General features: G+C 58.0%; 27 protein-coding genes and 2 rRNA genes. 22 read left to right on the top strand and 7 right to left on the bottom strand.

Annotation, left to right across the window (positions count from 1 at the left end; translation table 11 throughout):
- The 20 genes from M5J06_RS02915 to der all read left to right on the top strand — a co-directional run.
- A 23S ribosomal RNA gene (locus M5J06_RS02915) occupies positions 1-120 on the top strand; the annotation flags it as partial.
- 120 nt (positions 121-240) lie between these two features.
- Positions 241-359, top strand: a 5S ribosomal RNA gene (gene rrf, locus M5J06_RS02910).
- A gap of 311 nt (positions 360-670) precedes the next feature.
- Positions 671-1,501 (top strand): hypothetical protein, encoded by an 831-nt coding sequence (locus M5J06_RS02905; protein WP_250223916.1) that lies wholly within the window; start codon positions 671-673, stop codon positions 1,499-1,501.
- A gap of 131 nt (positions 1,502-1,632) precedes the next feature.
- The gene (locus tag M5J06_RS02900) at positions 1,633-2,571 is read left to right on the top strand and encodes a tetratricopeptide repeat protein (protein ID WP_070685034.1); all 939 of its coding nucleotides are present in this window, start codon (positions 1,633-1,635) and stop codon (positions 2,569-2,571) included.
- On the top strand, positions 2,571-3,554 hold the full coding sequence (locus tag M5J06_RS02895) for an HAD-IIA family hydrolase (protein ID WP_250223915.1): 984 nt from the start codon (positions 2,571-2,573) through the stop codon (positions 3,552-3,554). Before M5J06_RS02900 ends, M5J06_RS02895 begins: the two co-directional genes overlap by 1 nt.
- Positions 3,545-3,706 (top strand): hypothetical protein, encoded by a 162-nt coding sequence (locus M5J06_RS02890; RefSeq protein WP_250223914.1) that lies wholly within the window; start codon positions 3,545-3,547, stop codon positions 3,704-3,706. The genes M5J06_RS02895 and M5J06_RS02890 overlap by 10 nt, the downstream gene beginning before the upstream one ends.
- Before the next feature lie 39 nt (positions 3,707-3,745).
- The gene (locus M5J06_RS02885) at positions 3,746-4,555 is read left to right on the top strand and encodes a TlyA family RNA methyltransferase (RefSeq protein ID WP_250223913.1); all 810 of its coding nucleotides are present in this window, start codon (positions 3,746-3,748) and stop codon (positions 4,553-4,555) included.
- Complete coding sequence (locus M5J06_RS02880; RefSeq protein ID WP_250223912.1) at positions 4,552-5,463, top strand: NAD kinase; 912 nt, start codon at positions 4,552-4,554, stop codon at positions 5,461-5,463. Before M5J06_RS02885 ends, M5J06_RS02880 begins: the two co-directional genes overlap by 4 nt.
- Positions 5,464-5,501: 38 nt before the next feature.
- Positions 5,502-7,178: a DNA repair protein RecN gene (gene recN, locus M5J06_RS02875; RefSeq protein WP_250223911.1), complete on the top strand. Its 1,677-nt coding sequence runs from the start codon at positions 5,502-5,504 to the stop codon at positions 7,176-7,178.
- Between the two features lie 26 nt (positions 7,179-7,204).
- A complete protein-coding gene (gene steA / locus M5J06_RS02870) occupies positions 7,205-8,389 on the top strand; it encodes a putative cytokinetic ring protein SteA (RefSeq protein ID WP_070524788.1) in 1,185 nt (394 codons plus the stop codon).
- Entirely contained in the window at positions 8,389-9,348 is a 960-nt protein-coding gene (locus M5J06_RS02865) for a copper transporter (protein WP_070524790.1), read from the top strand. Before steA ends, M5J06_RS02865 begins: the two co-directional genes overlap by 1 nt.
- Complete coding sequence (locus tag M5J06_RS02860) at positions 9,349-9,987, top strand: NUDIX domain-containing protein (RefSeq protein ID WP_250223909.1); 639 nt, start codon at positions 9,349-9,351, stop codon at positions 9,985-9,987.
- A 41-nt stretch (positions 9,988-10,028) separates the two neighbouring features.
- A complete protein-coding gene (xerD, locus tag M5J06_RS02855) occupies positions 10,029-10,907 on the top strand; it encodes a site-specific tyrosine recombinase XerD (protein WP_070532589.1) in 879 nt (292 codons plus the stop codon).
- A gap of 46 nt (positions 10,908-10,953) precedes the next feature.
- Positions 10,954-12,084: a hypothetical protein gene (locus M5J06_RS02850; protein WP_250223908.1), complete on the top strand. Its 1,131-nt coding sequence runs from the start codon at positions 10,954-10,956 to the stop codon at positions 12,082-12,084.
- Positions 12,085-12,249: 165 nt separating this feature from the next.
- A complete protein-coding gene (locus M5J06_RS02845; RefSeq protein WP_180952111.1) occupies positions 12,250-13,128 on the top strand; it encodes a ParA family protein in 879 nt (292 codons plus the stop codon).
- Positions 13,129-13,137: 9 nt separating this feature from the next.
- Entirely contained in the window at positions 13,138-13,935 is a 798-nt protein-coding gene (locus tag M5J06_RS02840) for a segregation and condensation protein A (RefSeq protein WP_070562639.1), read from the top strand.
- A 16-nt stretch (positions 13,936-13,951) separates the two neighbouring features.
- Positions 13,952-14,566: an SMC-Scp complex subunit ScpB gene (gene scpB / locus M5J06_RS02835; RefSeq protein WP_070562636.1), complete on the top strand. Its 615-nt coding sequence runs from the start codon at positions 13,952-13,954 to the stop codon at positions 14,564-14,566.
- Positions 14,567-14,653: 87 nt separating this feature from the next.
- The gene (locus tag M5J06_RS02830; RefSeq protein ID WP_070562633.1) at positions 14,654-15,571 is read left to right on the top strand and encodes a pseudouridine synthase; all 918 of its coding nucleotides are present in this window, start codon (positions 14,654-14,656) and stop codon (positions 15,569-15,571) included.
- Positions 15,571-16,272, top strand: coding sequence for a (d)CMP kinase (gene cmk / locus M5J06_RS02825; RefSeq protein ID WP_070562629.1), 702 nt, complete (start codon positions 15,571-15,573; stop codon positions 16,270-16,272). Before M5J06_RS02830 ends, cmk begins: the two co-directional genes overlap by 1 nt.
- Before the next feature lies 1 nt (position 16,273).
- Positions 16,274-17,887 (top strand): ribosome biogenesis GTPase Der, encoded by a 1,614-nt coding sequence (gene der / locus M5J06_RS02820; RefSeq protein ID WP_250223907.1) that lies wholly within the window; start codon positions 16,274-16,276, stop codon positions 17,885-17,887.
- A gap of 38 nt (positions 17,888-17,925) precedes the next feature.
- On the opposite strand, the gene M5J06_RS02815 is transcribed toward der, so the two are convergent.
- From M5J06_RS02815 to M5J06_RS02790, 6 genes are all read right to left on the bottom strand, one after another.
- Positions 17,926-18,534: a response regulator transcription factor gene (locus M5J06_RS02815; RefSeq protein ID WP_101736314.1), complete on the bottom strand. Its 609-nt coding sequence runs from the start codon at positions 18,532-18,534 to the stop codon at positions 17,926-17,928.
- A gap of 2 nt (positions 18,535-18,536) precedes the next feature.
- A complete protein-coding gene (locus M5J06_RS02810) occupies positions 18,537-19,643 on the bottom strand; it encodes a sensor histidine kinase (RefSeq protein ID WP_250223906.1) in 1,107 nt (368 codons plus the stop codon).
- The gene (locus M5J06_RS02805) at positions 19,640-20,437 is read right to left on the bottom strand and encodes an ABC-2 transporter permease (RefSeq protein WP_070562617.1); all 798 of its coding nucleotides are present in this window, start codon (positions 20,435-20,437) and stop codon (positions 19,640-19,642) included. The genes M5J06_RS02810 and M5J06_RS02805 overlap by 4 nt, the downstream gene beginning before the upstream one ends.
- Positions 20,438-20,448: 11 nt before the next feature.
- A complete protein-coding gene (locus M5J06_RS02800) occupies positions 20,449-21,387 on the bottom strand; it encodes an ABC transporter ATP-binding protein (protein WP_250223905.1) in 939 nt (312 codons plus the stop codon).
- Positions 21,388-21,475: 88 nt separating this feature from the next.
- Positions 21,476-22,318, bottom strand: a complete 843-nt coding sequence (locus M5J06_RS02795; RefSeq protein ID WP_083303794.1) for a class I SAM-dependent methyltransferase — start codon at positions 22,316-22,318, stop codon at positions 21,476-21,478.
- Between the two features lie 13 nt (positions 22,319-22,331).
- Positions 22,332-22,535, bottom strand: coding sequence for a hypothetical protein (locus M5J06_RS02790; RefSeq protein ID WP_232748500.1), 204 nt, complete (start codon positions 22,533-22,535; stop codon positions 22,332-22,334).
- A 94-nt stretch (positions 22,536-22,629) separates the two neighbouring features.
- Between M5J06_RS02790 and M5J06_RS02785 the strand changes: the two genes are divergently transcribed.
- Complete coding sequence (locus tag M5J06_RS02785) at positions 22,630-23,412, top strand: CE1 family esterase (RefSeq protein WP_227486307.1); 783 nt, start codon at positions 22,630-22,632, stop codon at positions 23,410-23,412.
- 18 nt (positions 23,413-23,430) lie between these two features.
- Here the strand turns inward: M5J06_RS02785 and M5J06_RS02780 are convergent, their stop codons facing one another.
- Complete coding sequence (locus M5J06_RS02780) at positions 23,431-24,729, bottom strand: site-specific DNA-methyltransferase (protein WP_083299174.1); 1,299 nt, start codon at positions 24,727-24,729, stop codon at positions 23,431-23,433.
- A gap of 472 nt (positions 24,730-25,201) precedes the next feature.
- Here M5J06_RS02780 and M5J06_RS02775 point away from each other — a divergent pair, with 472 nt between their 5' ends.
- The gene (locus M5J06_RS02775; protein ID WP_070524820.1) at positions 25,202-25,381 is read left to right on the top strand and encodes an antitoxin; all 180 of its coding nucleotides are present in this window, start codon (positions 25,202-25,204) and stop codon (positions 25,379-25,381) included.
- The last annotated feature ends 178 nt before the right edge of the window (positions 25,382-25,559 follow it).

Genomic DNA, 25,559 nt, shown 5'->3' with positions numbered 1-25,559 from the left:
CTGTTTTAAGATGAGGTTTCATTTGAGGTCCCCCAAAGACGATGGGGTTGATAGGCCAGACCTGGACGCACCGCAAGGTGTGAAGGCTACTGGTACTAATAGACCAAAACAAACACACACACCCATTCTTTAGGGCGTGTCAACAACAAACACAACAGTAAAATAATCACACTGCCGTGTTCGCGTCCACTACACAGTATCTGACACAACACCAGCAACCAGACGTTGCCCCGAGTGTTTGTCGGTGGCCTATAGCAGCAGGGAAACGCCCGGTACCCATTCCGAACCCGGAAGCTAAGCCTGCTAACGCTGATGGTACTGCAACCGGGAGGTTGTGGGAGAGTAAGAAACCGCCGACACCAAACAACAACAAACAACTCAATACAACAAGCCCGCCACCAAGAGCAACAACTCAACGGTGACGGGCTTCCTCGTCGTTTTCGCATACAACCTACAAGTACAAACCTGAAAATACAGACCTGCAGGTAGGCGTCGTCAAGTGCCAAGGAACCAGGATCGGCGACTGCGTGCTGTCAAGGGGTGAATGCACTTCCCGGTCTGCACTAATGGCCACACACAAACACGCCAGCCCAGCTTCAAGATTCCGGAGCATATATCCATTCAGATGGAGGAGTGAGACGTTCGACCAAAGGCTCATGCAGTAGAGAAGATGCTTCTTGCACCGCGCCTTGAGCGTATCGGCTTTTTAGAATCCTTCATATCAGTGCCTTGGCGGGAAAGTAAGGAGTACGCGATGCGGTTCACCCAAACGTCAGCTACGTTCTCTCATTCCTACAACGCGGCCTTCCTCAAGGACCTGAAGTCCGTGCGCTTTAGCACACAGAATGGCAATCCTTCCTCTCCCAGGTTTCTCGATGCATTTTTGTCGAAGGGGCCTATACCGCAGGTACGTGATGGGCTGGGCGGTTTACTGTTCTTAGTCATTATGGTCGTGGCCTCAGCCTGTATTTTCCTCTTCGCTCTGCTGCTAAATGGCTTTGAAATCTCGTGGCTGTTCGCGTTGCTTCTTGGTGCGTTGTTGTGTTGTCACTTATGTGTTGTCGCGCGTCATTGGGTGTTTGCGCGTCGAATTCGCCTCGCCTGGAACAATGGTTGGATTGACTTCTACCCTGTGCTCTTGGGCAGTTTCTTCTGTAGTGAAGGGCACCCCCGAACGGGAAAGAAGCACTACCTGTATGCGACGAAGGGTCTTGTTCTCGCGCCAAATGCAGATTCCCGTTGCATTGAAGTGCGCGTCGAAGGAGTTAGCCCAAACCGGATGGGTATGCAGGGCGTAGCCATGACCCGGGATGCCGAAAGGATTCGTCTTAACGCCATGTGCAACAACGGTTGGACCTTTTGGGCAGTCGTCCGTGGTATGCCATTGGAGCACGGAAGCGTAGAGCATGGACTTAGCTCTTCGCAGGTGGCTGCGGGATTAGAGTGCGTGCGTGATGAGTGGCGTTTGGGTGAGGTTGCCTGGCCGCCGAATAGTGTCTAGTCGCCGAACTGGGACCGTAGGTTGTGGGGCACTTCACTAGCAGTTGGTTCGTATTGCCGTTTCTGGGGCCGTGACCTGTAGACTGGTTCGGTACATACGGACACGTCTACCGCAGAAAGTGCATGGCTTTAATGTCTGAATCCAACTCCCGTAACCACGGCCGTGGCCGCGAAGGTTCCGCAGAAGGCAACCGTGGGCACTACGGCTCTGGGGGCCGCAAGTTTGAGAAGCACGGCGGCGCAGCGGGGCGTCGAGAAGAGCGTCGCGGTGATCGCCGAGACGACCGCCGAGGTGGCCGCGCAGGCGCTAAACCTCGCCGCAACGACCGCAATGGGCATGGCGGCGGCAAAAATAAGGTCTCGCACCCACAGCGTTCAGGCTACCGTGAGGAGCGCATCAGTCGTCGTATGACAGATCCAGACCTGCCATCTGATATCGACATTACGGATCTTGATCCTTCGGTACTTCAGGATCTTTCGTCGCTCTCCAAGGAAAACTCCGAAGCCGTTGCTAAACACCTCATCATGGCGGCAACGTGGCTTGAGGACGACCCCCAACTGTCGCTACGCCATGCACGTGCTGCCAAAGACCGTGCCGGACGTGTATCAGTCGTCCGTGAAATGAACGGAATCGCTGCATATAGGGCTGGAGAGTGGAAGGAAGCCCTTGCGGAGCTGCGTGCAGCGCGCCGCATTTCCGGTGGCCCTGGGCTGCTCGCGGTCATGGCTGATTGCGAGCGAGGCCTCGGGCGCCCAGAAAAGGCTGTTGATTTGTGGCGGGGCGAGGAGGCTAAGGAACTCGCGGCGGAGGATGCGATCGAGTTGGCTATCGTTGCTGCAGGGGCGCGATTGGACATGGGGCAGGCAGATTCAGCCGTAGTTACCATCCAACGCGCAAAGCCTTCTAAGGATTCCACGGGATTCTCGGCATGCCGCCTTTCCTACGCCTATGCCAATGCTTTGTTGGAGGCTGGCCGCAAGGAAGAGGCCCGGGAGTGGTTCCAGCACGCGATTGACATCGATGAAGGAGACTGGACCGACGCTGCAGAGCGTCTGGCCGAGTGCAAATAATGAGTATTCTCAAAACCCATGATTCATTGCTCCTCGATCTCGACGGAACAGTATGGGAGGGCGGACAGGCTCTTCAGTGCGTCGTCGACGTGGTCAATTCCTGCGGTATTCCTGCAGTTTATGTCACGAACAATGCATCCCGAAGCCCTCAAACCGTAGCCGGTATGCTCGGCGAGATCGGCTTGGAGACGGATGCGCAACACGTTGTTACCTCAGCGCAAGCCGTGGTCAAGATCGCTCGTGAAGAACTTCCGGCAGGCGCGAAAGTGCTCGTCATCGGCGCGGACTCATTTCGTTCACTGGCGCGTGAGGCGGGCTTTGATGTTGTGCACAGTGCCGACGATAAGCCCGCCGCGGTCCTGCAAGGTATGGATAAGTCGGTGGGCTGGGAGCAGCTCTCCGAAGGCGCGTTGGCAATTAATCACGGCGCAAAGTTCTTTGCCTCCAACCTGGATACGTCTCTTCCGACGGAGCGCGGAATGGCTGTGGGCAACGGCTCGCTAGTCGCAGCTATCGTTTCTACTACCGGCGTAGAACCCATTTCGGCAGGTAAGCCGGAACCCGCTATGTTCACTCAAGCAGCTAAGCTCGTGGGCTCGACGAAGCCTCTAGCTGTAGGGGACCGCCTTGACACCGACATTGTTGGCGGCAACAACGCTGCAATGGATACCTTCCACGTTCTAACAGGTGTGTCCCGGGAGCTTGCTCTCATAGAAGCTACTGCGGAGGAACGCCCTGATTTCATTGGTGCAGGATTCCACGAGCTCTCCTTGTCGGCCGCACAGGCGCGCCCAGGTTCCCAGGGAGGGTTCCGGGCACGGTTTGACGGCTACGACATTGTTCTTCAAGGCGGGAACGAGAAATCGACGTCGATCGAGGCGTTGCGTACCGTCCTCGAAGTTGCTTGGGCCGGTAATGAGCCGCCTCGCTACATTCAGCCACGGAGTGAAGCCGCGGAGAGGGTTGTGTCTACATGGCGGTAAAGCCTCATGATCCGCGCGCGGTTTTGGCTCCCGAGAAGCTGGATGCGTCGCTCGCGGAGATTCTCAGTGAACCAGCTGAGAGCCTTGAACAAGAACTTGCTCAGCTGGATCGCGCTCATACTGTGCTGCGGGATGCGCTCCAAGACAATTAGCGCTGACCGTCGAGGATTCTAAGGGAAGAGGAGCTTTTCATGCCACCGCAACGACGCCGTCTCGACGCGGAGCTAGTGCGCCGAAAGATTGCGCGCTCACGGGAACAAGCCGTTGAGATGATTAAGGCCGGCCGCGTGACCGTCGGGGGCTTCAAAGCGATGAAGCCCGCAACGGTAGTAGAGCCTGAGGTGTCTATCAAGGTTGAAGCCAGCGAGGGGGATGATTGGGCTTCGCGTGGCGCGCACAAGCTCCTTGGCGCTCTCGAGGCTTTCGATGTCGACCTTAGGGGAAAGCGAGTGTTGGATGCGGGGGCGTCGACTGGCGGCTTTACCGATGTGTGCCTGCGCCGCGGTGCCGCGGAGGTGCTATCTGTCGATGTGGGCTACGGGCAGTTGTTGTGGCGTTTGCAGAATGACGAACGGGTTACGGTGCTTGACCGCACCAACATTCGCCACCTGACACTTGAGCACACGAATGGTCCCTGCGACGCCATGGTTGGTGACCTATCGTTTATTTCCCTGAAGCTTGTACTGCCAGCGATTGCATCGTGCATGGCTGATGACGCGTGGCTATTGCCCATGGTCAAACCACAGTTTGAGGTGGGCAAAGACCGGATAGGGTCCGGTGGCGTGGTGCGCTCTCCTGAGCTACGGGCGGAAGTAACCAAGGATGTCGCTATCTTCGCTCAGGGGCTCGGGCTCAGCGTGAAAGGCGTGGCGGCATCGCCGTTACCTGGACCAAGCGGCAATGTTGAGTATTTCCTCTGGTTGGTCAAGGATGGATTGTTCACCCCGGAAGATAGGCTTGATGCAATGATCGAGACGGCTATCAAGGAAGGACCCCAGTGAGCAGCAGTGTCGCCGCGGAGGGCACCAACCGCCGCGAAATTCTTCTTGTTCCGCACGCGAGCCGCGCGGATAATCTTGCCGCTACGCATCGCGCGGCGGAGCTGCTCCAGGAGGCAGGCATCAAGGTGCGCGTGTGCGCAGCGGATACCGTCCTTCCGGGCCTGCAGCATGTTCGGCATACGCCAGCTGCTGCCGAAGGTTGTGAATTGGTGCTGGTTCTTGGTGGCGATGGCACATTTTTGCGCGCGGCAGATATGGCGCGCGCCGTCGATGTTCCCGTGCTTGGAATAAACCTGGGCCACGTCGGCTTCCTCGCCGAGTGGGAAGCGGAGTCACTCGACCGTGCGTTAGTACGAGTTATCGAGCAATCCTATGAGGTCGAAGACCGGCTTACTATCGACGTCACCGTGTTCGATGCTGATGGGAAACTGCGTGAGCGTAGCTGGGCGCTCAATGAGGCGTCGATTGAGAATCTCAACCGCTCGGGAGTACTGGATGCCATCCTCGAGGTGGATGGGCGCCCAGTATCTGCTTTTGGTTGCGATGGCGTGCTCATCTCCACTCCGACTGGATCCACGGCCTATGCCTTCTCCGCCGGCGGGCCAGTTCTGTGGCCTTCTCTTGATGCCATCCTGGTTGTGCCAAACAACGCGCATGCCTTGTTTACCAAACCGCTCGTGGTGTCTCCGGATTCGCAAGTCGCGGTGGAATCGGCGTCGGCGACGACTCCGGCCGTGGTCATCCTTGACGGATTCCGGGAAGTCTCGATGCCTCCAGGTTCGCGCGTGGAGGTCGTTCGCGGTGAAAGGCCGGTGCGCTGGGTACGTCTAGATCAGCAGCCGTTCACTGATCGTCTGGTGTCCAAGCTGCGCCTCCCCGTGGAAGGTTGGCGCGGGCCGCGTCACTAGGTTGTTTAGTGCGTATTCAGGAAGGAAGATAGCTCACCGTGCTCGTTGATATCAGCATCTCTGACCTCGGCGTGATTGAAAGCTCCGCAGCGGAACTATCGCCAGGACTCACCGTGCTCACCGGCGAAACCGGCGCTGGTAAGACCATGGTGGTAACCGGCCTGCGCCTTCTCGCCGGCGGTCGCGCGGATGCATCACGTGTGCGCGATGGCGCCGCCAAAGCAGCCGTAGAAGGGCATTTTTCCTCCAGTTCTCCTGCCGTAGCGAAGGTAGTCGAAGAATCAGGCGGGGAGCCAGATGAAAACGGCGAGTTCATTGCCTCCCGTACGGTGTCGGCGGCGGGACGCTCACGCGCCTACTTGGGTGGGCGTTCAGTGCCGGCGGCGACATTGGGGGAGTTCGCCTCCCACCTGATTACTGTGCACGGTCAGAACGACCAGCTGCGTTTGCTATCTGCCGATCAACAATTGGCAGCGATCGATCGCTTTGAACCTGCGATTGACAAGGTTCGCACCGCATATACCGATGCGTTTAGCCACTGGCGCGCGTTGGCTAAGGACTATCAGCGTCGTACGGAATCACGGCGCGAGATGGCACAGGAAGTTGACAGGTTGCAGTTCGCTATTAAGGAGATCTCCGAGCTCGATCCGCAACCAGGCGAAGATGCCGAACTCGTGACCCTTATTAAGCGCTTGCAAGATGTTGATGCTTTGCGTGAGGGCGCAGCCACCGCTCTCAGTGCTCTGGATGGGGGCGAAGGATTTGGGGATGAGGACACCGCCGTCAATCTTGTCGGCGCCGCCGAATCAGCACTCGCTGGGGCAAGTGATACCGAGCTCGCTCGCCTAGGGGAGCGCGTTAGCGAAGTCACCGCGCAGCTGACCGACATCGCTGCCGACCTCACGACGTATTTGAGCGATCTACCCGCCGATCCCAACCTCCTCGAGGAATCCCTACAGCGCCAACAGGAGCTCAAGCGGCTTACCCGCAAATATGCTGCTGATATCGATGGAGTCCTGGCCTGGCGGGATGCCGCTGAGGCCAAACTCGCTACGTTGGATACCTCTACCGAGGCCCTTGAGGCCTTAAAGAAAGAGGTAATGGAGGCCGAAAAGACGATGGTGTCCAAAGCCGAAAAGCTCACTGCCGCCCGTACCAAGGCCGCGAAGAAGCTCGGGGCTCAGGTCACCGAAGAAATTCATGGCCTGGCCATGCCGAACTCCACCTTGACGGCCGCCGTCAAGAAGACGAAGTACTCCAAGTCCGGCGCGGATGAGGTCGAATTTCAACTCAACGGCAAGCCCTTGGCTTCCGCGGCCTCGGGCGGTGAGCTCTCGCGCGTCATGCTGGCCATGGAGGTAGTTTTGGCCAGCGGCGACGGGACCACCTTGGTCTTCGACGAGGTGGATGCCGGCGTCGGTGGCCGCGCGGCGGTGGAGATTGGGCGTCGTCTAGCGCGGCTGTCCACCACCAACCAGGTCATTTGTGTCACACACCTGCCGCAAGTGGCCGCCTATGCGGACTCACACTTGCACGTGTCGAAGGAGAAATTCACGTCGGGTGTTGCGGATCTGACCGCCGAGGAGCGCGTTGAGGAGCTCGCGCGTATGCTCGCTGGCCTCGATGACACCGAGACGGGCCGCGCGCATGCACAAGAGCTCTTCGATAGGGCTCAAGCAGAAGTCGAGACTTTCCGCGCGCCTTCCACACCTTGAGCCCCTAACAGGGGAAACTGTCAGACATGAGTCTGTTTTCCCGTAATACCGATCTGCCTGGAGAACACGGCGCGCTGCGTGATTGCACCCCGGGTGGCAAGGGCATGAAGAAGTTTAGCGCTGGTGACTTCGCAGTCATCAACGCCGCCAATATCTCCCGCCAAGAGGCCCAGACCCTCGTGGATATGAAGCCGGCCGCCGTGATCAACGTCGCGGAGTTCTCCACTGGTTCTATCCCGAATTATGGACCCCACATGCTTCTCGACGCCGATGTCACCCTCATCGAGGGCGTAGGCCAAGATTTTGTGGACAATTTCAAGGATGGAAAGAAGGCGCGTCTGACCGAAGACGGCGCCATTTTTGCGGGCGATACCCAGCTTTCTTCGGGAACGGTGGTTACCCGCGACCGGGCGGAAAAGAATTTTGCTTCTGCCCAGCAGGAACTCATCGATCATATGGAGGCATATTTCGGTAACTCCATTGAGTTCATTCATTCCGAAGGTCCGCTACTCATCGATGGCCTGGGTGTTCCCGATGCAGGGTCCGTCATGGCCGGGCGCAAAGTTCTCGTGGTCTCGCCCACTGAGGAACACCGCAAGAAGCTGACGCTCCTGCGCAACTTTATCCGCGAGTATGAACCCATCATTATCGGCGTGGACGCTGCCGCGGACACCCTGGTTGAGCTGGGATACCAGCCTCACTTCATCGTGGGTAACCCTTCCGAGGTGAGCTCGGAAACCCTGCGCAGCGGTGCCCAGGTTATTCTCCCCGCCGAGCCGGACGGCACTGCTGACGGGCTCGAGCGCATTCAGGATTTGGGGATTGGTGCGATGACCTTCCCTGCCGCTACGGATTCAGCTACCGATCTCGCGCTGTTGCTTGCGGACTACCACGAGGCTCAGATGATTGTTCAGGTTGGCGGATCCCTCGACCTCGACGACATCTTTGCTAACGAGCCGAATGCTACGCCCGCGGCTTTGCTGTGCCACATGAAGGCGGGCACGCGCCTGGTGGATGCGGACGCTGTTATCAACCTTTATTCCGCGCCAAATTCCGGAGCTATGGGATGGCTGTGGGCGCTGCTTGGCATCCTCGTAGCACTTGCCGTCGTTATTTTGATCGTCGGCTTGGGCGGCGATGAATCCTTCCTCCAGAACCTGATCGATACCTGGAATAACTTCGCGTTAAGCGTGCAGGAGTGGTTTAAGTAATGATGTCGCCTAAGTCCCTCATTATCACCGGCCTCGGTTTCGGCGCAGCCCTTGGCATTGCGTTGGGCACGCTGGTGATTGCTCCAAATATGGATTCCGGATCGGGTCCCGGGGGTGAATCGACCAGTGAGGTGCGCGAGAAGTACGGAAAGCTGGTTCTTGACAATAACATCGCGGAGGCCCAGCTAGACTCTGCTGATTCCGTTATGGGAGATCTCGGCCGATACGTGGTAGATGGTTCCTTGGCGCAGCGCCCGGTCATGGTCGTGAGTATGCCCGACGCCGACGACGCCGACGTCAAGGCCGTCAAGGATTTGCTGGGTTCTGCAGATTCCACCGATGCAGGAAGCATCAAGCTGACTGAGAAGTTTGTAGCCCAAGAATCCGCGGACAAGCTTTTGTCCCTCGTTACCACCACATTGCCGGCGGGAGCGAAGCTCGATAAAAAGAAGATTGATGCCGGCACACATGCTGGTCAGGCACTTGCGGCGGGGTTGATGATGGATGCTGAGACCACCGAGCCGCTTGCATCAGTTGATGATCGCGCGACCCTTTTGCGGGCTCTGCGCGATGCCGGCTACATCGACTACAAGGATGGCACTATTCTTCCTGCTCAGGCCGTGGTCGTCGTGGGTGGAGGCATGACCCCGGGAGAGGAAGACGACAGCGCTGCTGCGAAGTATGCCATTGATACGACGGTCAACTTCCTAGAAGGTTTTGATTCGGTGGATACCGCGATGGTTTATGCCGGGCGCGTGGAATCCGCCGGTGACGACGGCGTCTTGGATAAACTCCGAGCCGACAAGACGAAGATCAGCACCGTGGACTCCATTGATCACCCGGTGTCCCAGATGGCCAGCGTTTTAGCCGTGAAGGAACAACTCGATGGTGGCCACGGTGTGTATGGTTCTGCGGCGAATGCTGACAGCGCAGCGCCGGCGCTGCCGAAGGATCTCTAGATGTCACACCATTTTCGTACGGTGGGAACCGAGCTGCTTGTCGACGCCCCCATCATCGCCGTCCGCCGCGATGATGTCGTCATGCCGGGGGAGGTTGTTGCTCAGCGAGAAGTTGTCGAGCACCTTGGTGCTGTGGCCGTTGTAGCGTTGGATGAGAACAACCGTATCGCCATGGTGGAGCAGTACCGGCATAGCGTCGGCAAGCGCCTGTGGGAGCTGCCGGCCGGCTTGCTCGATGTGAAGGGCGAAGACGAGCTCAGTGGCGCGCAACGCGAGCTCCAGGAAGAGGCCGGCCTGGCCGCCGAGGAATGGGCAGTGTTGACTGATCTGGTGACCTCCCCGGGATTCTGCGAGGAAGCCGTGCGCGTGTTCTTGGCGCGAGGCCTGTCGAGCGTGCCCAAACTCAACGCCGAAGGCGACGAAGAAGCAGACATGGGCTTTGCGTGGGTTCCCCTTGCGGAGGCTGTCGAGCGCATCCTGGTGGGGGAGATTGTGAACTCCATTGCGGTGGCAGGAATCCTTGCGGCTTATGTCTGCGTGCGTGGGGACGCCACCCCGCGCTCAGTTGACTCTCCTTTCGAGCTGCGCCCGGAATCGATCGCTCACCGGCGCCCGGGTTCGGATCTTAAGCAGCTGTGACGCCCTCTAACCCCGCCGCAGCCGCCGGACAAGCTTGGTTGATGCACCTCATGGTGGAAAAAGGTGCCTCGAAGAATACGGTAAGCAATTACCGTCGAGACATTAACCGTTACGTCAATTGGCTTGCGGAATCTGGGATCACGGATTTGCGCCACGTAACCCGCTCGCACGTGGAGAACTACCTCGTTTACTTGCGTAAGAGTCTTGCGCAGTCCTCTGCTAGTCGCGCTTTGGTTGTCGCTCGAGGACTGCATAAGTTTGCCCTGGCCGAGGGGATGATTGAGGAAGATGTCGCGGCGGAGGTTTCCCCACCCAAGCGGGCGCAACCGCTGCCGGAGACTCTCAGCGTGGAGGATGTGGAGGCACTCCTCGATGCCATCCCTAGCGGTGATGCTGCAACGCCCATTGATATCCGAGATCGCGCTCTATTGGAGATGCTGTATGGTACGGGCGCACGTATCTCCGAAATCATCGCGCTAAATGTGGACGATGTGACGGGTGAGGGGAGTGCTTCAGTTCGTGACATTGTGTTGTTGAGCGGCAAGGGCGATAAGCAACGGCTAGTTCCGCTGGGTTCACATGCGGTGACAGCGGTGGAGAACTACCTAGTGCGTGCCCGCCCAGTGCTGGCTACGGGAGCCTCTCACGCCCTGTTCCTCAACACTCGGGGCAAGTCTTTATCGCGGCAAAGCGCCTGGGCCGTGATCAAGACCGCAGCGCAGCGCGCCCACCTGAGTACCAAAATTTCTCCGCACACACTGCGTCACTCATTTGCCACCCATCTGCTCGAGGGCGGGGCTGATGTGCGTACCGTACAGGAGCTCTTGGGGCATTCTTCCGTGACGACGACACAGATTTATACCCACGTCACTGCGGATTCACTCCGCGAAGTGTGGCGCACTGCCCATCCACGCGCCTAAGAGCGCCTAGAATCGTCACGACTTCAACCTAATGAAAAGGATATTTATGGCTTCAACCACTGCTTTGTCCCAAACCTATCGAGCGGTTGCGCTAGCTTCCGTGCTCTCCGTAGGTTCCCTTTCCGGCGTCGCGTCGGGCATCGTGAGCGCAACTGGGGTGCTGCCAGGGTCCGGCACGGCCGCCGCCTATGCACAAGACGCCACCATTCCGGTGCCGGCTGGTCAGACCACGACCGTTTCGCTGCCAGTTCCTGTCGACGTCAACGTGGCCTCCGATGGTTGGAACGTCACTGCTTCTGGCGGCAGCGCTACGGTGACTGCACCACCCGCGGGAGGACAAATCAGTGTGCCGGTGACCTACCAAGGCGTGACCATGACCATCGTGCTCGTGGCCGACGCCGACGTCACCGCCGATGAACTCAACGACGCAGCTGAGAACGGAGACCCGGGCCAGCTCGGCGGTGAGCAGCAGGACAACGAGAACCCGGACAACCCCGGGGGCAACGGGGGACCAGCGGGGAACGAGAACTCCGATGACAGCGCAGAAGGTGGTGAGCAGAACGGAGGACAGCCTCCCGCCGACGGCTCGGCGCCCGCTGTGGATGACTCTGGTCAAGGCCACGTGCCTCCTCCGCGAACAGGCCGCGGGTGGGAAGGAATTGATGATTCGAATACTTCCTATGTGAACCTGGAATCCACGATTGACGGCCAAACAATCACTGCCAAGCTTGGGCTCAAACAGGCTCTCGACCTGTACAACCGCTTCAAGCACCTTGAGGAAGACGGAGTTACGCTGCGCTACCTCAACGCGGAAGGCGAGTTCGTAGAGGGGGTCAAACGGGAGATCGACAAAGGCTCGCGCACCATGACCCTGACCTACCCAGAGGGGGCGGAGCCGGACAATCCTTTCATCATGCAGTTCGTGAACAAGGACACTCAGTCCGCTGAGCTGGTAGTGACGCTTACCGATCCAACCCGTGAGAGCGCGAGTGAGGTGCCTGCGGAGCAACAGCTAGATTCTGATGCAGCTGACAAGGCCGGCGGAGAGGAACAAGGAGAATCGGGGCTTGGAGTTGGCGCACTTGCAGCAGGTATCGCGGGCCTCGGAGTTATCGCGCTCATCGTGTGGCTCGCGCTTAAGGGACGCCGGTCGAAGAGAGCACAGGAGGACGCCTAATCTAGGCCATGGACTTTATTCACCGGTTTTCCTTAGCTATAATCGCGGCGCAGGCACCCACGGGGTACCCTATAATCACAAGGATGTAAGAATGCGGCGCCTCGTGTTGCTGCAAAGCCGAAGCGGAAAGACCGCACAGGGGCCGTACAGGTCAAGGAAGCAGGTGTGACTGTGAGCGACGAGGGACTGTTTGAGGCCTCGGAAGCACAGGTCGGGCTAACCGGCCGCCCACTGCGGGAGCTTCCGGAACCGGAGCCATTGGAAAAGCATGGTCCCGCCACGATTATTTCCATGTGCAACCAGAAGGGTGGCGTCGGAAAAACCACGTCCACCATCAATATGGGCGCGTGTTTGGCGGAGCTGGGGCGTAAAGTCCTCCTCGTTGACTTGGATCCGCAGGGTGCTCTTTCGGCCGGCCTGGGACTGACCCACGACCAGATCCAGGACACCATTTATGACGTCATGCTTGATAGCGAAGTCTCAGTGCATTCCGCTATCGTGCACACCGGCGTGGCCGGGCTCGACCTCGTCCCCGCCAACATCGACCTCTCCGCCGCTGAGATCCAGATGGTCAATGAAGTGGGCCGCGAACATACCCTGGCTCGTGCCCTTCGCCCGGTACGCAAGGACTATGACTTCATCATCATCGACTGCCAGCCTTCACTGGGCTTGCTCACGGTCAATGCTTTGGCTTGCTCGCAGGGAGTTATCATCCCCATGGAGTGCGAGTTCTTTTCCCTGCGCGGCCTCGCGCTGTTGACCGATACCGTGGAGAAAGTCGCGGACCGTATTAACTTCGACCTCGAGGTCATGGGAATTCTGGTTACCATGTTTGATCGCCGCACCCGCCACGCCCGGGAAGTCATGGACCGCGTGGTGGAGTATTTCGGGGACAAGGTTTTTGACACGGTGATTACACGTACCGTTCGTTTCCCAGAGACGTCGGTAGCCGGCGAGCCCATTACTACTTGGGCGCCCAGCTCCCAGGCAGCCAAGCAGTACCGCGACCTGGCTAAAGAGGTCATCGAGCGAGCTAACGGCTAGCCGCTCATTATGACCCAACCGGAGATTACCGGCTTTCGCATCGCCCTGGGCAATTTTGAGGGCCCTTTCGACTTGCTGCTGCAGCTGATTCAGGCGAAGAAGCTGGACGTTACGGAGGTGGCGCTGTCTGAAGTTACCGATGAGTTCGTGGCCTATACGCGTGCTTTAGGGGCAACCGCGGATCTGGATGAAACCACGGAGTTCCTTCTTATCGCTGCAACACTTCTGGATTTGAAGGCGGCTCGGTTATTGCCGCGTGGCGAAGTCGATGATTTTGAAGATCTTGAGCTCCTGGAGACTCGCGATCTCCTCTTTGCGCGCCTTCTGCAGTACAAGGCTTATAAGCAGGTTGCCGACCAGTTCGCGCAATGGCAGCGCGCGGCCCAGCGGCGTTATCCGCGTGCGGTGGCGATGGAGGAGCGCTTTAGCAACCTTCTTCCGCCAGTCAAGATTGGGCATACTCCGGCCACGTTCGCCGAACTCGCAGCTGGTGTCTTCCGGCCCAAACCCCCGGAAGAGGTTGCCACAGGCCATATTCACCAGGTTGCTGTCTCCGTGCCGGAGCAAGCCGGAAAGATCCTCACGACGCTCAAGATGCTGGGCACGGGCCAATGGATGAGTTTCGAAGCCTTAACCAGGGACTGCACCATCTCTATGGAGGTCGTTGGACGTTTCCTGGCGTTGTTGGAGCTCTACAAAGCCAAAGCGGTTGATGCTTCCCAGTCAGAGTCTTTGGGGCCACTTGAATTGTCCTGGACCGGGCTCGACGTGGACCCGGCGGTCGTCGCGGCGGCGAACTGGGATTAGGGTAAGCTACCGAGTCATGGACGATACGTCATCCTTGGCCCCCAGAGACCTCGTAGCCCCGAGCCGACAGGGAGCTTTACCTCTTATTTCCCAGTTGCGCTCACGCCTGGAGTCCATCCTCCTCGTTATTGATTCGCCAGCCAGCGTGGAGGAGCTGGCCCGTGTACTGGATGCGGAGGTCACCGTCGTCAGTGATACTCTGCGTGCACTAGAGCGCGAGCTGAGCGAGCGCGGTTCTGGCATCGATCTGCGGGAGACGCCGGAGGGCTGGCGCTTCTATACGCGTAAAGAGAACGCAGATGCCGTCGAGCAGTTTGTTCTCGATGGCACCCAAACCAAGCTTTCCCGCGCGGCATTGGAGACCTTGGCCGTTATCGCATACCGCCAACCGGTCACCCGAGCCCAAGTCGCTGGCGTACGCGGCGTCAACGTCGACGGAGTAGTTCGTACGCTCATGTTGCGGGGGCTCATCCGGGAGATAGAGAGCCCAGAGCCCTCAGCTGGCAACGCACATCACTATGAGACTACTGAGCTTTTCCTAGAGCTACTCGGTATTGATTCCCTCGAGCGCCTCCCGGATCTCGCTCCGCTGCTGCCAGACATCGAGCAGATCGACGAGGACTACTCATAAAGGCGCTGTCTGCGGTAGGATTGCGGCCGGACATCGGCGTGTTTCCGCGCGCCGCAAATTGAAGAACTATTGAGAGGACACATTCCCGTGACTCCACCCGCTCGCCGCGATGGCACACCGGAAAAGAAAAAGCGTGACAGCGACATGATCGTGTCGAACGCTAAGCCGGCCCGCCATCAGCATGTGAAGAAGAAGGCCACCGCAGAATCTATCGCCCGAGACTTGGGCGCGGACTGGCTGGTAGACGGTAAAGATAAGAAGAGCTCCCAGAACCAAGGCGAGCGCCTGCAAAAGGTCTTGGCAAAGGCCGGCGTTGCTTCGCGCCGCCATGCAGAGATCCTCATCGATGAAGGCCGCGTTGAGGTCAACGGCCAGGTCATCATCAAGCAGGGCACTCGTGTCAATCCCAACACGGACGTGATTCGCGTCGATGGCACACGCATCAACGTCAACGAGGAGACCCAATACTTCGTGCTCAACAAACCGCGCGGTATGCAGTCCACGATGTCGGATGACATGGGCCGTCCTTGCGTGGGAGATGTGGTGGCTGATCGCGTGGTAGCAGGCCAGCGCTTGTTCCACGTCGGGCGCCTCGACGCGGATACCGAGGGGCTTCTCTTGTTGACTAACGACGGCGAACTTGCCAACCGTCTCATGCATCCCAAATATGAGGTGACCAAAACATACCTCGCGACTGTCCTTGGCGAAGCAGATAAGAAGCTCGTTCGTCAGCTGCGCGACGGCATCGAATTGGATGATGGCCTTGCGCAGGCGGACTATGTGCAGATCGTGGACAAGAACCAGGGCTATTCGCTGGTGCGCGTCGAGCTGCACGAAGGCCGGAAGCACATCGTGCGCCGCATGCTTAAGGAAGCCGGGTATCCGGTCCAGCGTCTCGTGCGCACCAAACTCCACACGGTGCAGTTGGGTGATATGAAGCCCGGCTCCTTGCGTGCACTGAACTCCAACGAACTGACCAGCCTGTACAAGGCGGTGGGGATGTAATGATTTCAAATATGCCCAATCAAGGCCTCATCCTGGCTGTTGACGGTCCCTCCGGAACCGGTAAGTCCACGACGTGCCGAGCACTGGCCAAGAAGCTTGACGCCAAGTACGTCGATACCGGTGCAATGTACCGCGTGGCAACGCTTGCTGTGCTGCGCGCGGGTGTGGACCCAGCGGATACTGAGGCGGTGATTTCCACGACTGCTGACCTGCCTCTCGAGGTGTCTGATGATCCAGATTCCACCATGGTCATCTTTGATGGCGAGGATGTCTCCCGCGTCATCCGAGAAGATGAGGTCACCCGCAATGTCTCGGCAGTTTCCGCCATTCCGGAAGTACGCCAAAACCTCGTTGAACTGCAACGTAAGCTTGCCGCCCAGGCTCACCGCGCGATTGTTGAAGGGCGCGATATCGGCACGGTTGTTCTTGCCGACGCCCCCGCGAAGGCTTTCATGACGGCTAGCGCCGAGGTCCGAGCACAGCGCCGTCACGACCAAAACCTAGCTGCCGGCATTGACTCGGATTTTGACTCCGTGCTTGCCGCCGTCGAACGGCGCGACGCCGCCGACTCTTCCCGCGCTACATCGCCGCTGCGCCCGGCGGAGGACGCGGTACTCGTTGATACGTCCGAGATGACCCGAGATGAGGTCCTTGACGCTCTCATCGCCGTCGTCAAAGAATCGGCTGCACAGGAGGCCTGACATGACTAATGAACCGCAGAATCCGGATGTAGATCCGGCGCAGCAGCCGGAAGACTTTGAGACGGAATTTCACTATCCGGCCGGAAAACTTGAAGAAGAGGTCGTACGCGATCCGCACGGCGGCTGGGCTCCGAAGGATTTCGACTCTGAAGACTTTGACTATGAATTCGACGATTCTGAATTCAGCGAGGCCGATTTTGGTGAGGATGAGACCGATTTCGATGATGAGGCTCCGCTGAGCGAGGAAGAATGGGAAGCCCTATCCCACGCCTTTGGTGTCGGTGAAGGCCATACGGAGGAAAACCTGTGCACGGTGGCCGTAGTGGGCCGCCCGAACGTGGGCAAGTCTTCCCTGGTGAATCGCTTCCTTGGGCGCCGTGAAGCTGTTGTAGAGGACCACCCAGGCGTGACCCGTGACCGCGTGTCTTATGTAGCGGAGTGGAACGGCCAGCGCTTCTTTGTTCAGGACACCGGAGGTTGGGACCCGAACGTCAAGGGAATCCATGCCGCCATCGCCCGTCAGGCAGAGCAGGCGATGGAGACCGCTGACGTCATCGTATTCGTGGTGGACACCAAGGTGGGCATCACTGAGACCGATGCGGTTATGGCTCGGAAATTGCAGCGCTCCGAGGTCCCAGTCATCCTGGTATCCAACAAGTTTGATTCGGAAACCATGTATGCAGACATGGCCGAGTTCTACGCGCTTGGTTTGGGCGATCCGTGGCCAGTATCCGCTCAGCATGGTCGGGGCGGTGCCGACGTCCTCGATGAGATCCTCCGTTTGTTCCCTGCGGAACCGCGTCATTCCTCGATTACCTCCGGCCCTCGCCGCGTGGCGTTGGTGGGCAAGCCGAACGTGGGCAAGTCCTCCTTGCTGAACAAGCTGACGGCGGAGGAGCGCTCCGTGGTGGACAATGCTGCAGGCACCACGGTCGACCCAGTTGATTCCCTGGTGCAGCTAGACCAGCGTTTGTGGAAGTTCATTGATACTGCAGGTCTGCGCAAGAAGGTTAAAAACGCGCAGGGCCACGAGTACTACGCCTCCTTGCGCACGCGCGGCGTGATTGATGCGGCCGAGGTGTGCGTCATGCTTATCGACGCTTCCCAAGAAGTCTCGGAGCAAGACCAACGCGTCCTCAACATGATTCTTGAGGCCGGAAAGGCTTTGGTTATTGCCTTTAACAAGTGGGACCTTGTGGATGAGGATCGCCGCTACTACCTGGAGCGCGAAATTGATGAGAACCTGCGCCACCTGCCGTGGGTGACTCGTGTGAATATCTCTGCTGAGACCGGGCGCGCCCTGCAAAAGCTAGAGCCCGCCATGATCGAGGCCCTAGAAAGCTGGGATCAGCGCGTGTCCACCGGTCAGCTTAACAATTGGATGCGTGACGCAATTGCCGCGAACCCACCGCCGATGAATAATAACCGCTTGCCGCGAGTGCTCTTTGCCACTCAGGCGTCGACGCAACCACCGACCATCGTGCTGTTTACAACCGGCTTTTTGGACGCTGGCTATCGTCGCTACCTAGAGCGTAAATTCCGTGAGCGTTTCGGTTTCCACGGCTCGCCCGTGCGCATCGCGGTGCGCGTGCGCGAGCGCCGTCAACGCCGATAGCTCCGCTAGCGGGCTGAAGGCGGGACCACGAAGAGGCCTCAAATCCACCCGTTTGCTTCGGCGCGCCGTGCAGCCTCGAAGCGATTTCCAGCCCGCGTCTTCGCCATGATGGCGGAGACGTGGTTGCGCACTGTTCCGCCGCTGAGGTGAAGTTGCGAAGCGATATCAGCGGAGCCGAGTCCACGGACTAACAGGCGGCATACCTCGATTTCTCGTTCGCTCAGTGGGTTGTCGGGGGCGAAGAGAATGTCCTGAGCAAGCTGCGGATCGATAACGCGCAAACCCGAATGGACACGGCGGATGGCATCAGCGAGTTCATCGGGAGGGGTGTCTTTGACGAGAAAGCCATCTATACCTGCTTCGAGAGCGCGTTTGACGTAACCGGACCGTCCAAATGTGGTGACGATAAGGCTCCGGCAGTCGGTGCCGGCGATACTCTTGGCAGCATCGATGCCGTTCATGCCAGGCATCTCAATATCGAGTAAAGCCACGTCAACGCTGTGCTTAGCGACGAGCTCCGCGACCTCTGTCCCAGAGCCACAGCCTGCAACGACTTCAATGTCCGGCTCGGTATTAAGGAGCGCGGTCAGCGCGCCGCGAACTAGAGACTGGTCCTCGGCAATGAGCACCCGGATGGCGTTCGTCAAAGCTACTTAACCTCCTGCGTATCAGGGCCTTTGAGCGTCACGCGGACTGTGGTCAAACCGCCGGCGCGCTCGATTGTGACCTCACCGCCGGCGGCTTCTGCCCGGCGGCGAAGACCTGCGAGGCCCGTGAGACCGGAGGCAAGTGCACGCGAAGCGTCTTCTGTGAAGCCGCAGCCGTTGTCCGTAACCTTGAGGGAGTTCTCCGTGAGTAGTACCCAGCATTCAGTAGCTCCAGAATGCCGCACGACGTTGGTGCTAAGCTCCCGCAACGCCCAGGAGAACAGATCTTCATGAGACTGGGGGCGCGTGAGGGTATCCGGAAGGTGAGTTTGTATTCCGGCGGTTTCGAGGATCCGGCGCGCGGCGTGGATCTCGCCGGCAAAGGTAGGGTTCTTCATGCGGGTAACAGTCGAGCGGACTTCGGCGAGTGACATCCTTGACAGGGCGCTAATCTCCTCGAGCTCGGCAGCTGCCTTGGCGGGGTCGTGTTCGATTAGCCGACGGGCTACTTCGGATTTGAGGTTGATAGCAGTAAGCGAGTGGCCGAGAAGGTCATGGATATCAGAGGCAATATCCTCGCGTTGATGCGCCAGATCTAAATCATGGCGAAGAGCTATCTCAGTGTCCTCTCTCTGGGACAATGCTCCGAGGACCAAGATGAGAAGCGGCCAGCCGAAGAGGATGATCGCAAGGTCCATAAAGCGAGGATTCTCGTAAATCCATGCGGGGATACCAGCAAGTATGCCGGTGAGCATAATAACCGTCGCGGCAGTCCTGAACGGTTGTGTATAGGCTACGAGCGCTCCGAGATATGGGACGAAGGCGACAGCCCAAGCACCATATCCCGGAATAGATGCTAGGGCGAGTAGCGCGAGGATAACCCACCGAAGGGTTACGCGTTGACCCAAGGTCCAGCCGTGCGGAAAGAAGTCGACAGAACCAAAGGAGAGAAAGTAGGCCACACAGAAAAAGACAGTGATGGCCACAGCCCAGGTCCGCTGAGCAGGCGTATAAGTGGGAAGGAACAAGACTTGGAGAAGGACAAGCAGGAGAAAGATCAACCAAATAGCTGCGAAAGCGGCATTGCGAACCTTGAAGCTACTCATCATGCTCGGTTCTTGTCGCGCTTGTGAAGAATCAGACACAACCCGACGAAAACCATTGTCCATACAGCGATATTAACCCATGCGTACCATAGCGGGTCTTCAATAAAGAGCTGCTCGCTATTGATCATTTGGGCGCCTTCAGACAAAGGCCCACGAGAAAGAGCCTGTGCGCCGTACATCGGAGTGAATCGTCCGACCGCGAGTAGCGATTCCTTTAGCGGCATGAAGACATTTCCGGCGAAGGCGAGAATGACGATAGTGGATGTTGTGATAGAGACGGTGTTTTCTGAGGGAAAGAGCATGGCACAGGCCATGCCGTAGAAGCCGAAGGGGATAGCGCAGGCGACGGTAGCAAGAAATGCTAATGCCCACTGGGTCGGTTGCATGCTTGCTGCGGTGAGTGCACCGGTAATGAAGACAGCGGCGATCGGTAAGATTGCGCGGACCGCGATATTGAGGAAATTGGAAATCCCTAGCTGGGAAGAGCGTAGGGGAGTGAGTGCCAATTGTCGGCCCCATCCTGCACGGTTTTCTGCAACCATGGAGCCGGCGGCGCCAACAGCACCTGTAGCACCGGCATAGAGAGCCATGCCGATCATCACCATGGCAGCAACATTTCCGCCGTTAAACTCGACTTGGCCGTATTCTTGCATGGCGCCGAAGAGAATATAGAAGATGATTGGAAGACCAACGCTGAAAAAGAGCGTGGGCAGGTCGCGACGTAGCCGCTTTAGGTCGTGGGCAGCGTAGTTCAGGGTGGTGCGAAGAGTGGGGTGCGCAGCGGTGTGGGGGCTCATGTGAAATCTCCTTATCGCGTGGTGTTACTGGATGTAGCGTTGTAGAGCTCGAGGAAGGAATCCTCCAAGCTGTGTCCTGTGATAGTGATGTCGCGAGCAGTGGTTTCGTTAAGCAGGTAGCGTGCCACCGCATCAGAGTCTCGAGCAGTGATGACCAGCCCCGTGTCTGTTTGCTCTTGGTGGATAACTCCGGGAAGTAGGTTGGCCGTAAGCGCATGTGGGACCTCGCAGGGAAAGGCGGCCCGGATGACACGGGTGGAGTTGGAGTTGCGGATCTCTTCTGTCGAGCCATCGGCTTGAATGTGGCCCTTGTTGAGCATGATGATGCGCTGGGCAAAGGTCTCGGCTTCTTCAAGGTAATGGGTGGTGAGCACGATGGTTCGGCCGGCATCTGCCTCTTCGCGCATAGTTTCCCAGAAGTGATGTCGGGCACCGGCGTCCATGCCAGTAGTTGGCTCGTCGAGAAGCAGCACTTCCGGATCTCCTAAGAGGGCCAGTCCGAAGCGGAGGCGTTGTTGCTCACCACCGGAGCATTTGCTCACGCGGCGCGACAGGATATCTCCTAGATTTGCGCGCTCGATGATGTCGTCAAACGCACGGTGAGATGGGAAGGCCGCGCCGAGGAGCTCGAGGGTTTCCTTGACGGTGATGTTAGGAAGAAGCCCGCCGGATTGCATGACGGCTCCTATGCGTCCGCTTTTAATAGCGGTCTGTGGGCTTTCTGCGAGCACCTGGATAGTGCCGGAAGTCGGTGTTGTCAGGCCCAGGATGAGATCAATAAGCGTCGTTTTCCCGGCGCCGTTAGTTCCCAGTAGGCCAACGATCTCGCCCCGATGAATGGAAAGGGAGACGTCGTGAAGCGCTTGTACAGGATTGGGCGATGACGCATTAAAAACCTTGCTGACGTCATTGACGTCAATGACTGGTGGGAGAGTGCGTGTTGTGCTCATATCTTCACGCTATGGTGGGCAGATATGTGCAGCGTAGACGTGGTGTCACCAATTAGACGTGACAGTTGTCATGGTTGGGGCGGGCTGGCTACTCGCCAGCGCGGGCCAATAAGAAAGCATCTGTCCGATAAGGAATGCGAAGGACTTGGCCGGGGCGAAAGCCCATGTGTTCGTAGAGGTACCAGTTGAGGTTATGTGTCATGCGTTCATGGATCTTTTGGCCATTGCGAAGCCAATATGAGCGAGTATGCATAAGAGAATGAAGGCCTTCGGGGCTCAGCTTGTGTTCCCACGTCAAGCGGAGCTCTTGGCGAAGCGTCCATGGTTCACAAAAAGCGGGATAGAAACCGGGACGGTGGACATCTCCGGAATGCATGATGCGGGAAAGACGCAGGACCCACGGGTCCGCATTGACGTCCAGAGTGTTCCACACCAAGAGGACTTTTCCGTTGGGGCGGAGAACCCGGTCAAATTCTGCACAGGCTCGTTGGACGTCAACCCAATGCCAGGTCTGCGCGCAGGTGAGGGCGTCGAGGGAGGCGTCTGCAAGCGCAGTGTTCTCGGCAGTTGCACGCCAGCACGGCACCCCGAGGCGGTTTAGGACTCGGGTCATGTCAGGGGATGGATCGCTGGCGTAGACAACGGGGTTGCTTAGTGATTCAGTGAGCTTTCCGGTGCCTGCGCCAACATCGAGGACAGTCCGCGCGGAGGCAATGAGCCGTGATACCTCCTGCGGATAGCCAGGACGCACGTCATGATAGGCGTCAGCACCGTGGCTGAATGATTGGGCAGAACGAAGACGCTGCTGAGCTGTGCTGAAGCTCGGTGCCTCTTTCCCCGAAGCCGGGCGATAGCTGGGGTAATGCTCGGGGACCGGGAAAGGGGATGAGACGCTGGGGGAATCAGTTGATTCGGAAGGAGTTGGGCTCATGATGCTCCTAAATCTACCGTGGTGCTGCAGGTTCGTGGATGTCGGTGGGATGTTTTAAGGTGGACGAGGATATTTTCCCGAGGGCGAGCGTGGCGAGGCAAATGATGAGTGAAGATTCCGCAGCATGGCTGCGGTGTTCGCGCACGCTGGCTGGGATCATGTCAACCGCAGCTTGCGTCATGGCGCTGGTCTCGTGCAGCTCGCCTGAAGAAGACACGACTACTTCTCCATCAACAGCAGAGTGGACAAGTGACCTCGGTTTCCCCGTCGCCCCTATGCTCGTTGGCCCCGACCCAGGGCACACGAAAAAAATGAAGTTGGCCTCTGGACGTAGTTTTCTCCTCCACGTGCCCGAAAACTACACTGCAGATCGATCCTGGCCGGTCCTGTTGTCCTTCCACGGTTATACAGATTCTCCGGAAAACATGGAGCAATACAGCCAGTTTGATGCGGCTGACGCCATAGTCGCCTACCCTGCAGGGGAAAATGCGGCGTGGGCTCCGGCGCCTTATGCTGCTACCAGCGCGGAAGAAGACCTAGAATTCGTGCGAGCAATCGTGGACAGCCTGCGCGCTACCTATGAGGTAGACGATAACGCTATCTTCGCTGCGGGCCTGTCCAATGGAGGAGGATTCGCGGCATTCTTAGCCTGCCGTATGCCGGGGACGTTTCGCTCGGTAGCTACTGTATCGGCGGCTTATTACGAAGGCATCCATACGGATTGCTCAGACAAGCCTGTTGGCCGTTTGGATATTCACGGTACAAAAGACCCCGTTGTCAACTATGAGGGCGGCGTGCGGCACGAGACTGCTTATGCTTCGGTCGCAGAAGTGCTCGGGCAGCATCAGCGTCGTAACAAGTGTCGTGGCGACGTCGAGTCCGTACGTCTCACAAACGGTGCCACCAGAGAGACATGGACTGCCTGCCAAGCACCGCTGCAGCACATTCGCATCGAAGGCGGATCCCACGTTTGGCCTGGTGGAAACAACGCTACGAAAACTGAGGTGGGTAAAGGTTTTGCCACCGACGCGGTACTAGACTTCTTCGGTATCCCCGGCCGGCCTGCAGACACCGAGGAACACGGAGTGGCCTAGGATTGATTCCTTCGTGGACTACTCGCTGAGCGTGTAGTGATTAAAGGGGATGCCGAGGGAGCGAACCCGCGCTAAGCAGATGTCTGCCACCGTTTCATACCCAGCTTGGTGCGCGGCACTGGTGGTTTCCGTGGGGGCCGGAATCTGTACGAGGTGAAAGGAGCGCTGGCCGCCATCCTCGCGATTGAGCTCGACGACGGCCTGCGCGGTGGTGCCAGAGCCAGCAAAAAAGTCGAGGACTACCGCGTTGGGGCCGCCGGCGATTGCGATGAGGTGCTTGATAAGCCGCACTGGTTTGGGAAAATCGAATACGCCTTTAACACCGAGTGCCTCTTCAGCGTCACGACGGCCTGTACGGGTTACACCGAATCGTTCCCCGTCCAGTATGGAGCGTGGGCGCGCACCCTTCTTTTCATAGTTCTTGGTATAGACAAAGCCGCGTCTGAAAACCAGGTCGTCATAGTGCTTATCAACTTTGTCCCGCCCCCAACGCCAGCGCGCGACCTTCGACTTCCCGTCGGGTTGATGAGGCCAGTATTTATCACCATTCGGACCGACGATGGGAAAGTCGAGGCTTGGTAGATAACCCAAGGTCTTGGAATCTAGGCGAACGAGGGAATAGTTACCCTTCTCATCGCGATGGTTGTAGCGGGTCGATGTCTGCGCCCCTAGATCAACATTGAACCCGGAGTTTTCCGGAGATTTGGCGTAGCAAAGGACATATTCGTGCTCTTGGACGGCATATCTTGAATCATTCTTTCCAGTACCGCCTTTTTTCCAAATGAGCTGGCTTGCAAAGCAATCCTCGCCGAAAACCTCGTTGAGGAGGAGGCGTACATGGGCACACTCTGATTCGCCGATCGAAACCACGATGAATCCTGTGTCTGCGAGTACTTCACGCGCAAGGATCAGTCGTGGAAGCATCATAGAAAGCCATTCGGCATGCCATTGACCAAAGTGCTCTGAGCGCATTTCTCGCCGTTGGCGGAAGTTGTCGCGATAAACAAAATCCTTGCCGGTGTTATACGGCGGGTCGATATAGATGACGTCGGCTTTCATACCGCGGGCAACAAAGCTCTTGAGCGCGGATAGATTATCGGCCACGGTGACTGAATTGGTGGTGGAATCCGAGCCGCTTATCAACGTGTGCCTCCCCGCAGCTTGAGAGGCAGCAAGCGCAGCGGCAGCATTCTTTCCCGGCCACACTAAGCCAAAGGCTGAGTCATCGCTTGTGGGTATTTCTAACCCACGAGAGGGCGTCGAAGAATCAGGTTGTGTAGCGGGTCGGGGAGTTGGCTCAGAATGAGGAGAAGGCATTGTGGGCAGGCTTGTACTTTGGCGATTGATCTACGGACGAGGGCATGTGCGTTAATTATTGCGCAAAGAACTGAGCGCGGAGCGCAGCCAAAGAAGTGTGTCCTAGAGTGCACAGCAATGCCAACGAAAGCGCGCCTGCTTTTAGCAAGTTGTTGAACGAAAAGGGGTAGGTGGAGGGGGTAAACGGATGCGCCGACCCTAAGAATTCTTAGAGTGCTGCTTTGTGTGGGAACGGTACGTCTCATAACTAGGGTGATTAATAACTCGTGTGGCGAAGACTCTGGACCGTCGGTACGGTGGAGTCTCGTGACGGCTCGCAACGTGAATGCAGCGGTCGATAGTGCACTTGTTCGTAGTGTGCGGAGCCGATCGATGGGGTTCACGCCTACTGATCGGTTGTAGCCGCAGGCGTATCGACACGTTGGTAGCTAGCACGCTTAGAAAGAGTAGAAGTAACGAAAGGATTGTAGGAATGGGTATTTTTGACAAGGCAAAGGACGCGCTGAACTCCGATAAGGGCGAGCAGGTTTCGGACAGCGCACTGGACAAGGGCGCTGATCTTGCTAAGGGTAAGCTCGGCGAAGATAAGGCCGACAAGATTGACTCTGCTCGCGACCAGCTCGATGATCGTATCGGTAACGAGGGCGCTTAAGTCCTAAAGATTGAGTGCGGAAGCAGTGTGCCTGGGAACCTGACGTTGCAGGAATAAGAGCCCACTGCCTCTGAAATGCCACGCTAGGCGCGCTCTATAAGTCCTGTCCACGATGTGGGCAGGACTGTATAAGTTTTGTAGCAATGTATATTTGGCTTTGGCTGGGACATAATATGGG

This window comes from Corynebacterium intestinale (assembly GCF_023574125.1).
Lineage (GTDB): Bacteria > Actinomycetota > Actinomycetes > Mycobacteriales > Mycobacteriaceae > Corynebacterium > Corynebacterium hesseae.
The sequence above is the reverse complement of the archived record's forward strand: the minus strand, read 5'-3'. Positions and strand labels throughout refer to the sequence as shown.

What these genes read in the sequence shown, in the direction of transcription:
- M5J06_RS02905 (WP_250223916.1), top strand. Translation starts at nt 671, where the DNA reads ATGCTTCTTGCACCGCGCCTTGAGCGTATCGGCTTTTTAGAATCCTTC.
- M5J06_RS02900 (WP_070685034.1), top strand. Translation starts at nt 1,633, where the DNA reads ATGTCTGAATCCAACTCCCGTAACCACGGCCGTGGCCGCGAAGGTTCC.
- M5J06_RS02895 (WP_250223915.1), top strand. Translation starts at nt 2,571, where the DNA reads ATGAGTATTCTCAAAACCCATGATTCATTGCTCCTCGATCTCGACGGA.
- M5J06_RS02890 (WP_250223914.1), top strand. Translation starts at nt 3,545, where the DNA reads ATGGCGGTAAAGCCTCATGATCCGCGCGCGGTTTTGGCTCCCGAGAAG.
- M5J06_RS02885 (WP_250223913.1), top strand. Translation starts at nt 3,746, where the DNA reads ATGCCACCGCAACGACGCCGTCTCGACGCGGAGCTAGTGCGCCGAAAG.
- steA (WP_070524788.1), top strand. Translation starts at nt 7,205, where the DNA reads ATGAGTCTGTTTTCCCGTAATACCGATCTGCCTGGAGAACACGGCGCG.
- M5J06_RS02865 (WP_070524790.1), top strand. Translation starts at nt 8,389, where the DNA reads ATGATGTCGCCTAAGTCCCTCATTATCACCGGCCTCGGTTTCGGCGCA.
- M5J06_RS02860 (WP_250223909.1), top strand. Translation starts at nt 9,349, where the DNA reads ATGTCACACCATTTTCGTACGGTGGGAACCGAGCTGCTTGTCGACGCC.
- xerD (WP_070532589.1), top strand. Translation starts at nt 10,029, where the DNA reads ATGCACCTCATGGTGGAAAAAGGTGCCTCGAAGAATACGGTAAGCAAT.
- M5J06_RS02850 (WP_250223908.1), top strand. Translation starts at nt 10,954, where the DNA reads ATGGCTTCAACCACTGCTTTGTCCCAAACCTATCGAGCGGTTGCGCTA.
- M5J06_RS02840 (WP_070562639.1), top strand. Translation starts at nt 13,138, where the DNA reads ATGACCCAACCGGAGATTACCGGCTTTCGCATCGCCCTGGGCAATTTT.
- scpB (WP_070562636.1), top strand. Translation starts at nt 13,952, where the DNA reads ATGGACGATACGTCATCCTTGGCCCCCAGAGACCTCGTAGCCCCGAGC.
- cmk (WP_070562629.1), top strand. Translation starts at nt 15,571, where the DNA reads ATGATTTCAAATATGCCCAATCAAGGCCTCATCCTGGCTGTTGACGGT.
- der (WP_250223907.1), top strand. Translation starts at nt 16,274, where the DNA reads ATGACTAATGAACCGCAGAATCCGGATGTAGATCCGGCGCAGCAGCCG.
- M5J06_RS02810 (WP_250223906.1), bottom strand. Translation starts at nt 19,643, where the DNA reads ATGATGAGTAGCTTCAAGGTTCGCAATGCCGCTTTCGCAGCTATTTGG.
- M5J06_RS02805 (WP_070562617.1), bottom strand. Translation starts at nt 20,437, where the DNA reads ATGAGCCCCCACACCGCTGCGCACCCCACTCTTCGCACCACCCTGAAC.
- M5J06_RS02800 (WP_250223905.1), bottom strand. Translation starts at nt 21,387, where the DNA reads ATGAGCACAACACGCACTCTCCCACCAGTCATTGACGTCAATGACGTC.
- M5J06_RS02795 (WP_083303794.1), bottom strand. Translation starts at nt 22,318, where the DNA reads ATGAGCCCAACTCCTTCCGAATCAACTGATTCCCCCAGCGTCTCATCC.
- M5J06_RS02785 (WP_227486307.1), top strand. Translation starts at nt 22,630, where the DNA reads ATGAAGTTGGCCTCTGGACGTAGTTTTCTCCTCCACGTGCCCGAAAAC.
- M5J06_RS02780 (WP_083299174.1), bottom strand. Translation starts at nt 24,729, where the DNA reads ATGCCTTCTCCTCATTCTGAGCCAACTCCCCGACCCGCTACACAACCT.
- M5J06_RS02775 (WP_070524820.1), top strand. Translation starts at nt 25,202, where the DNA reads ATGGGTATTTTTGACAAGGCAAAGGACGCGCTGAACTCCGATAAGGGC.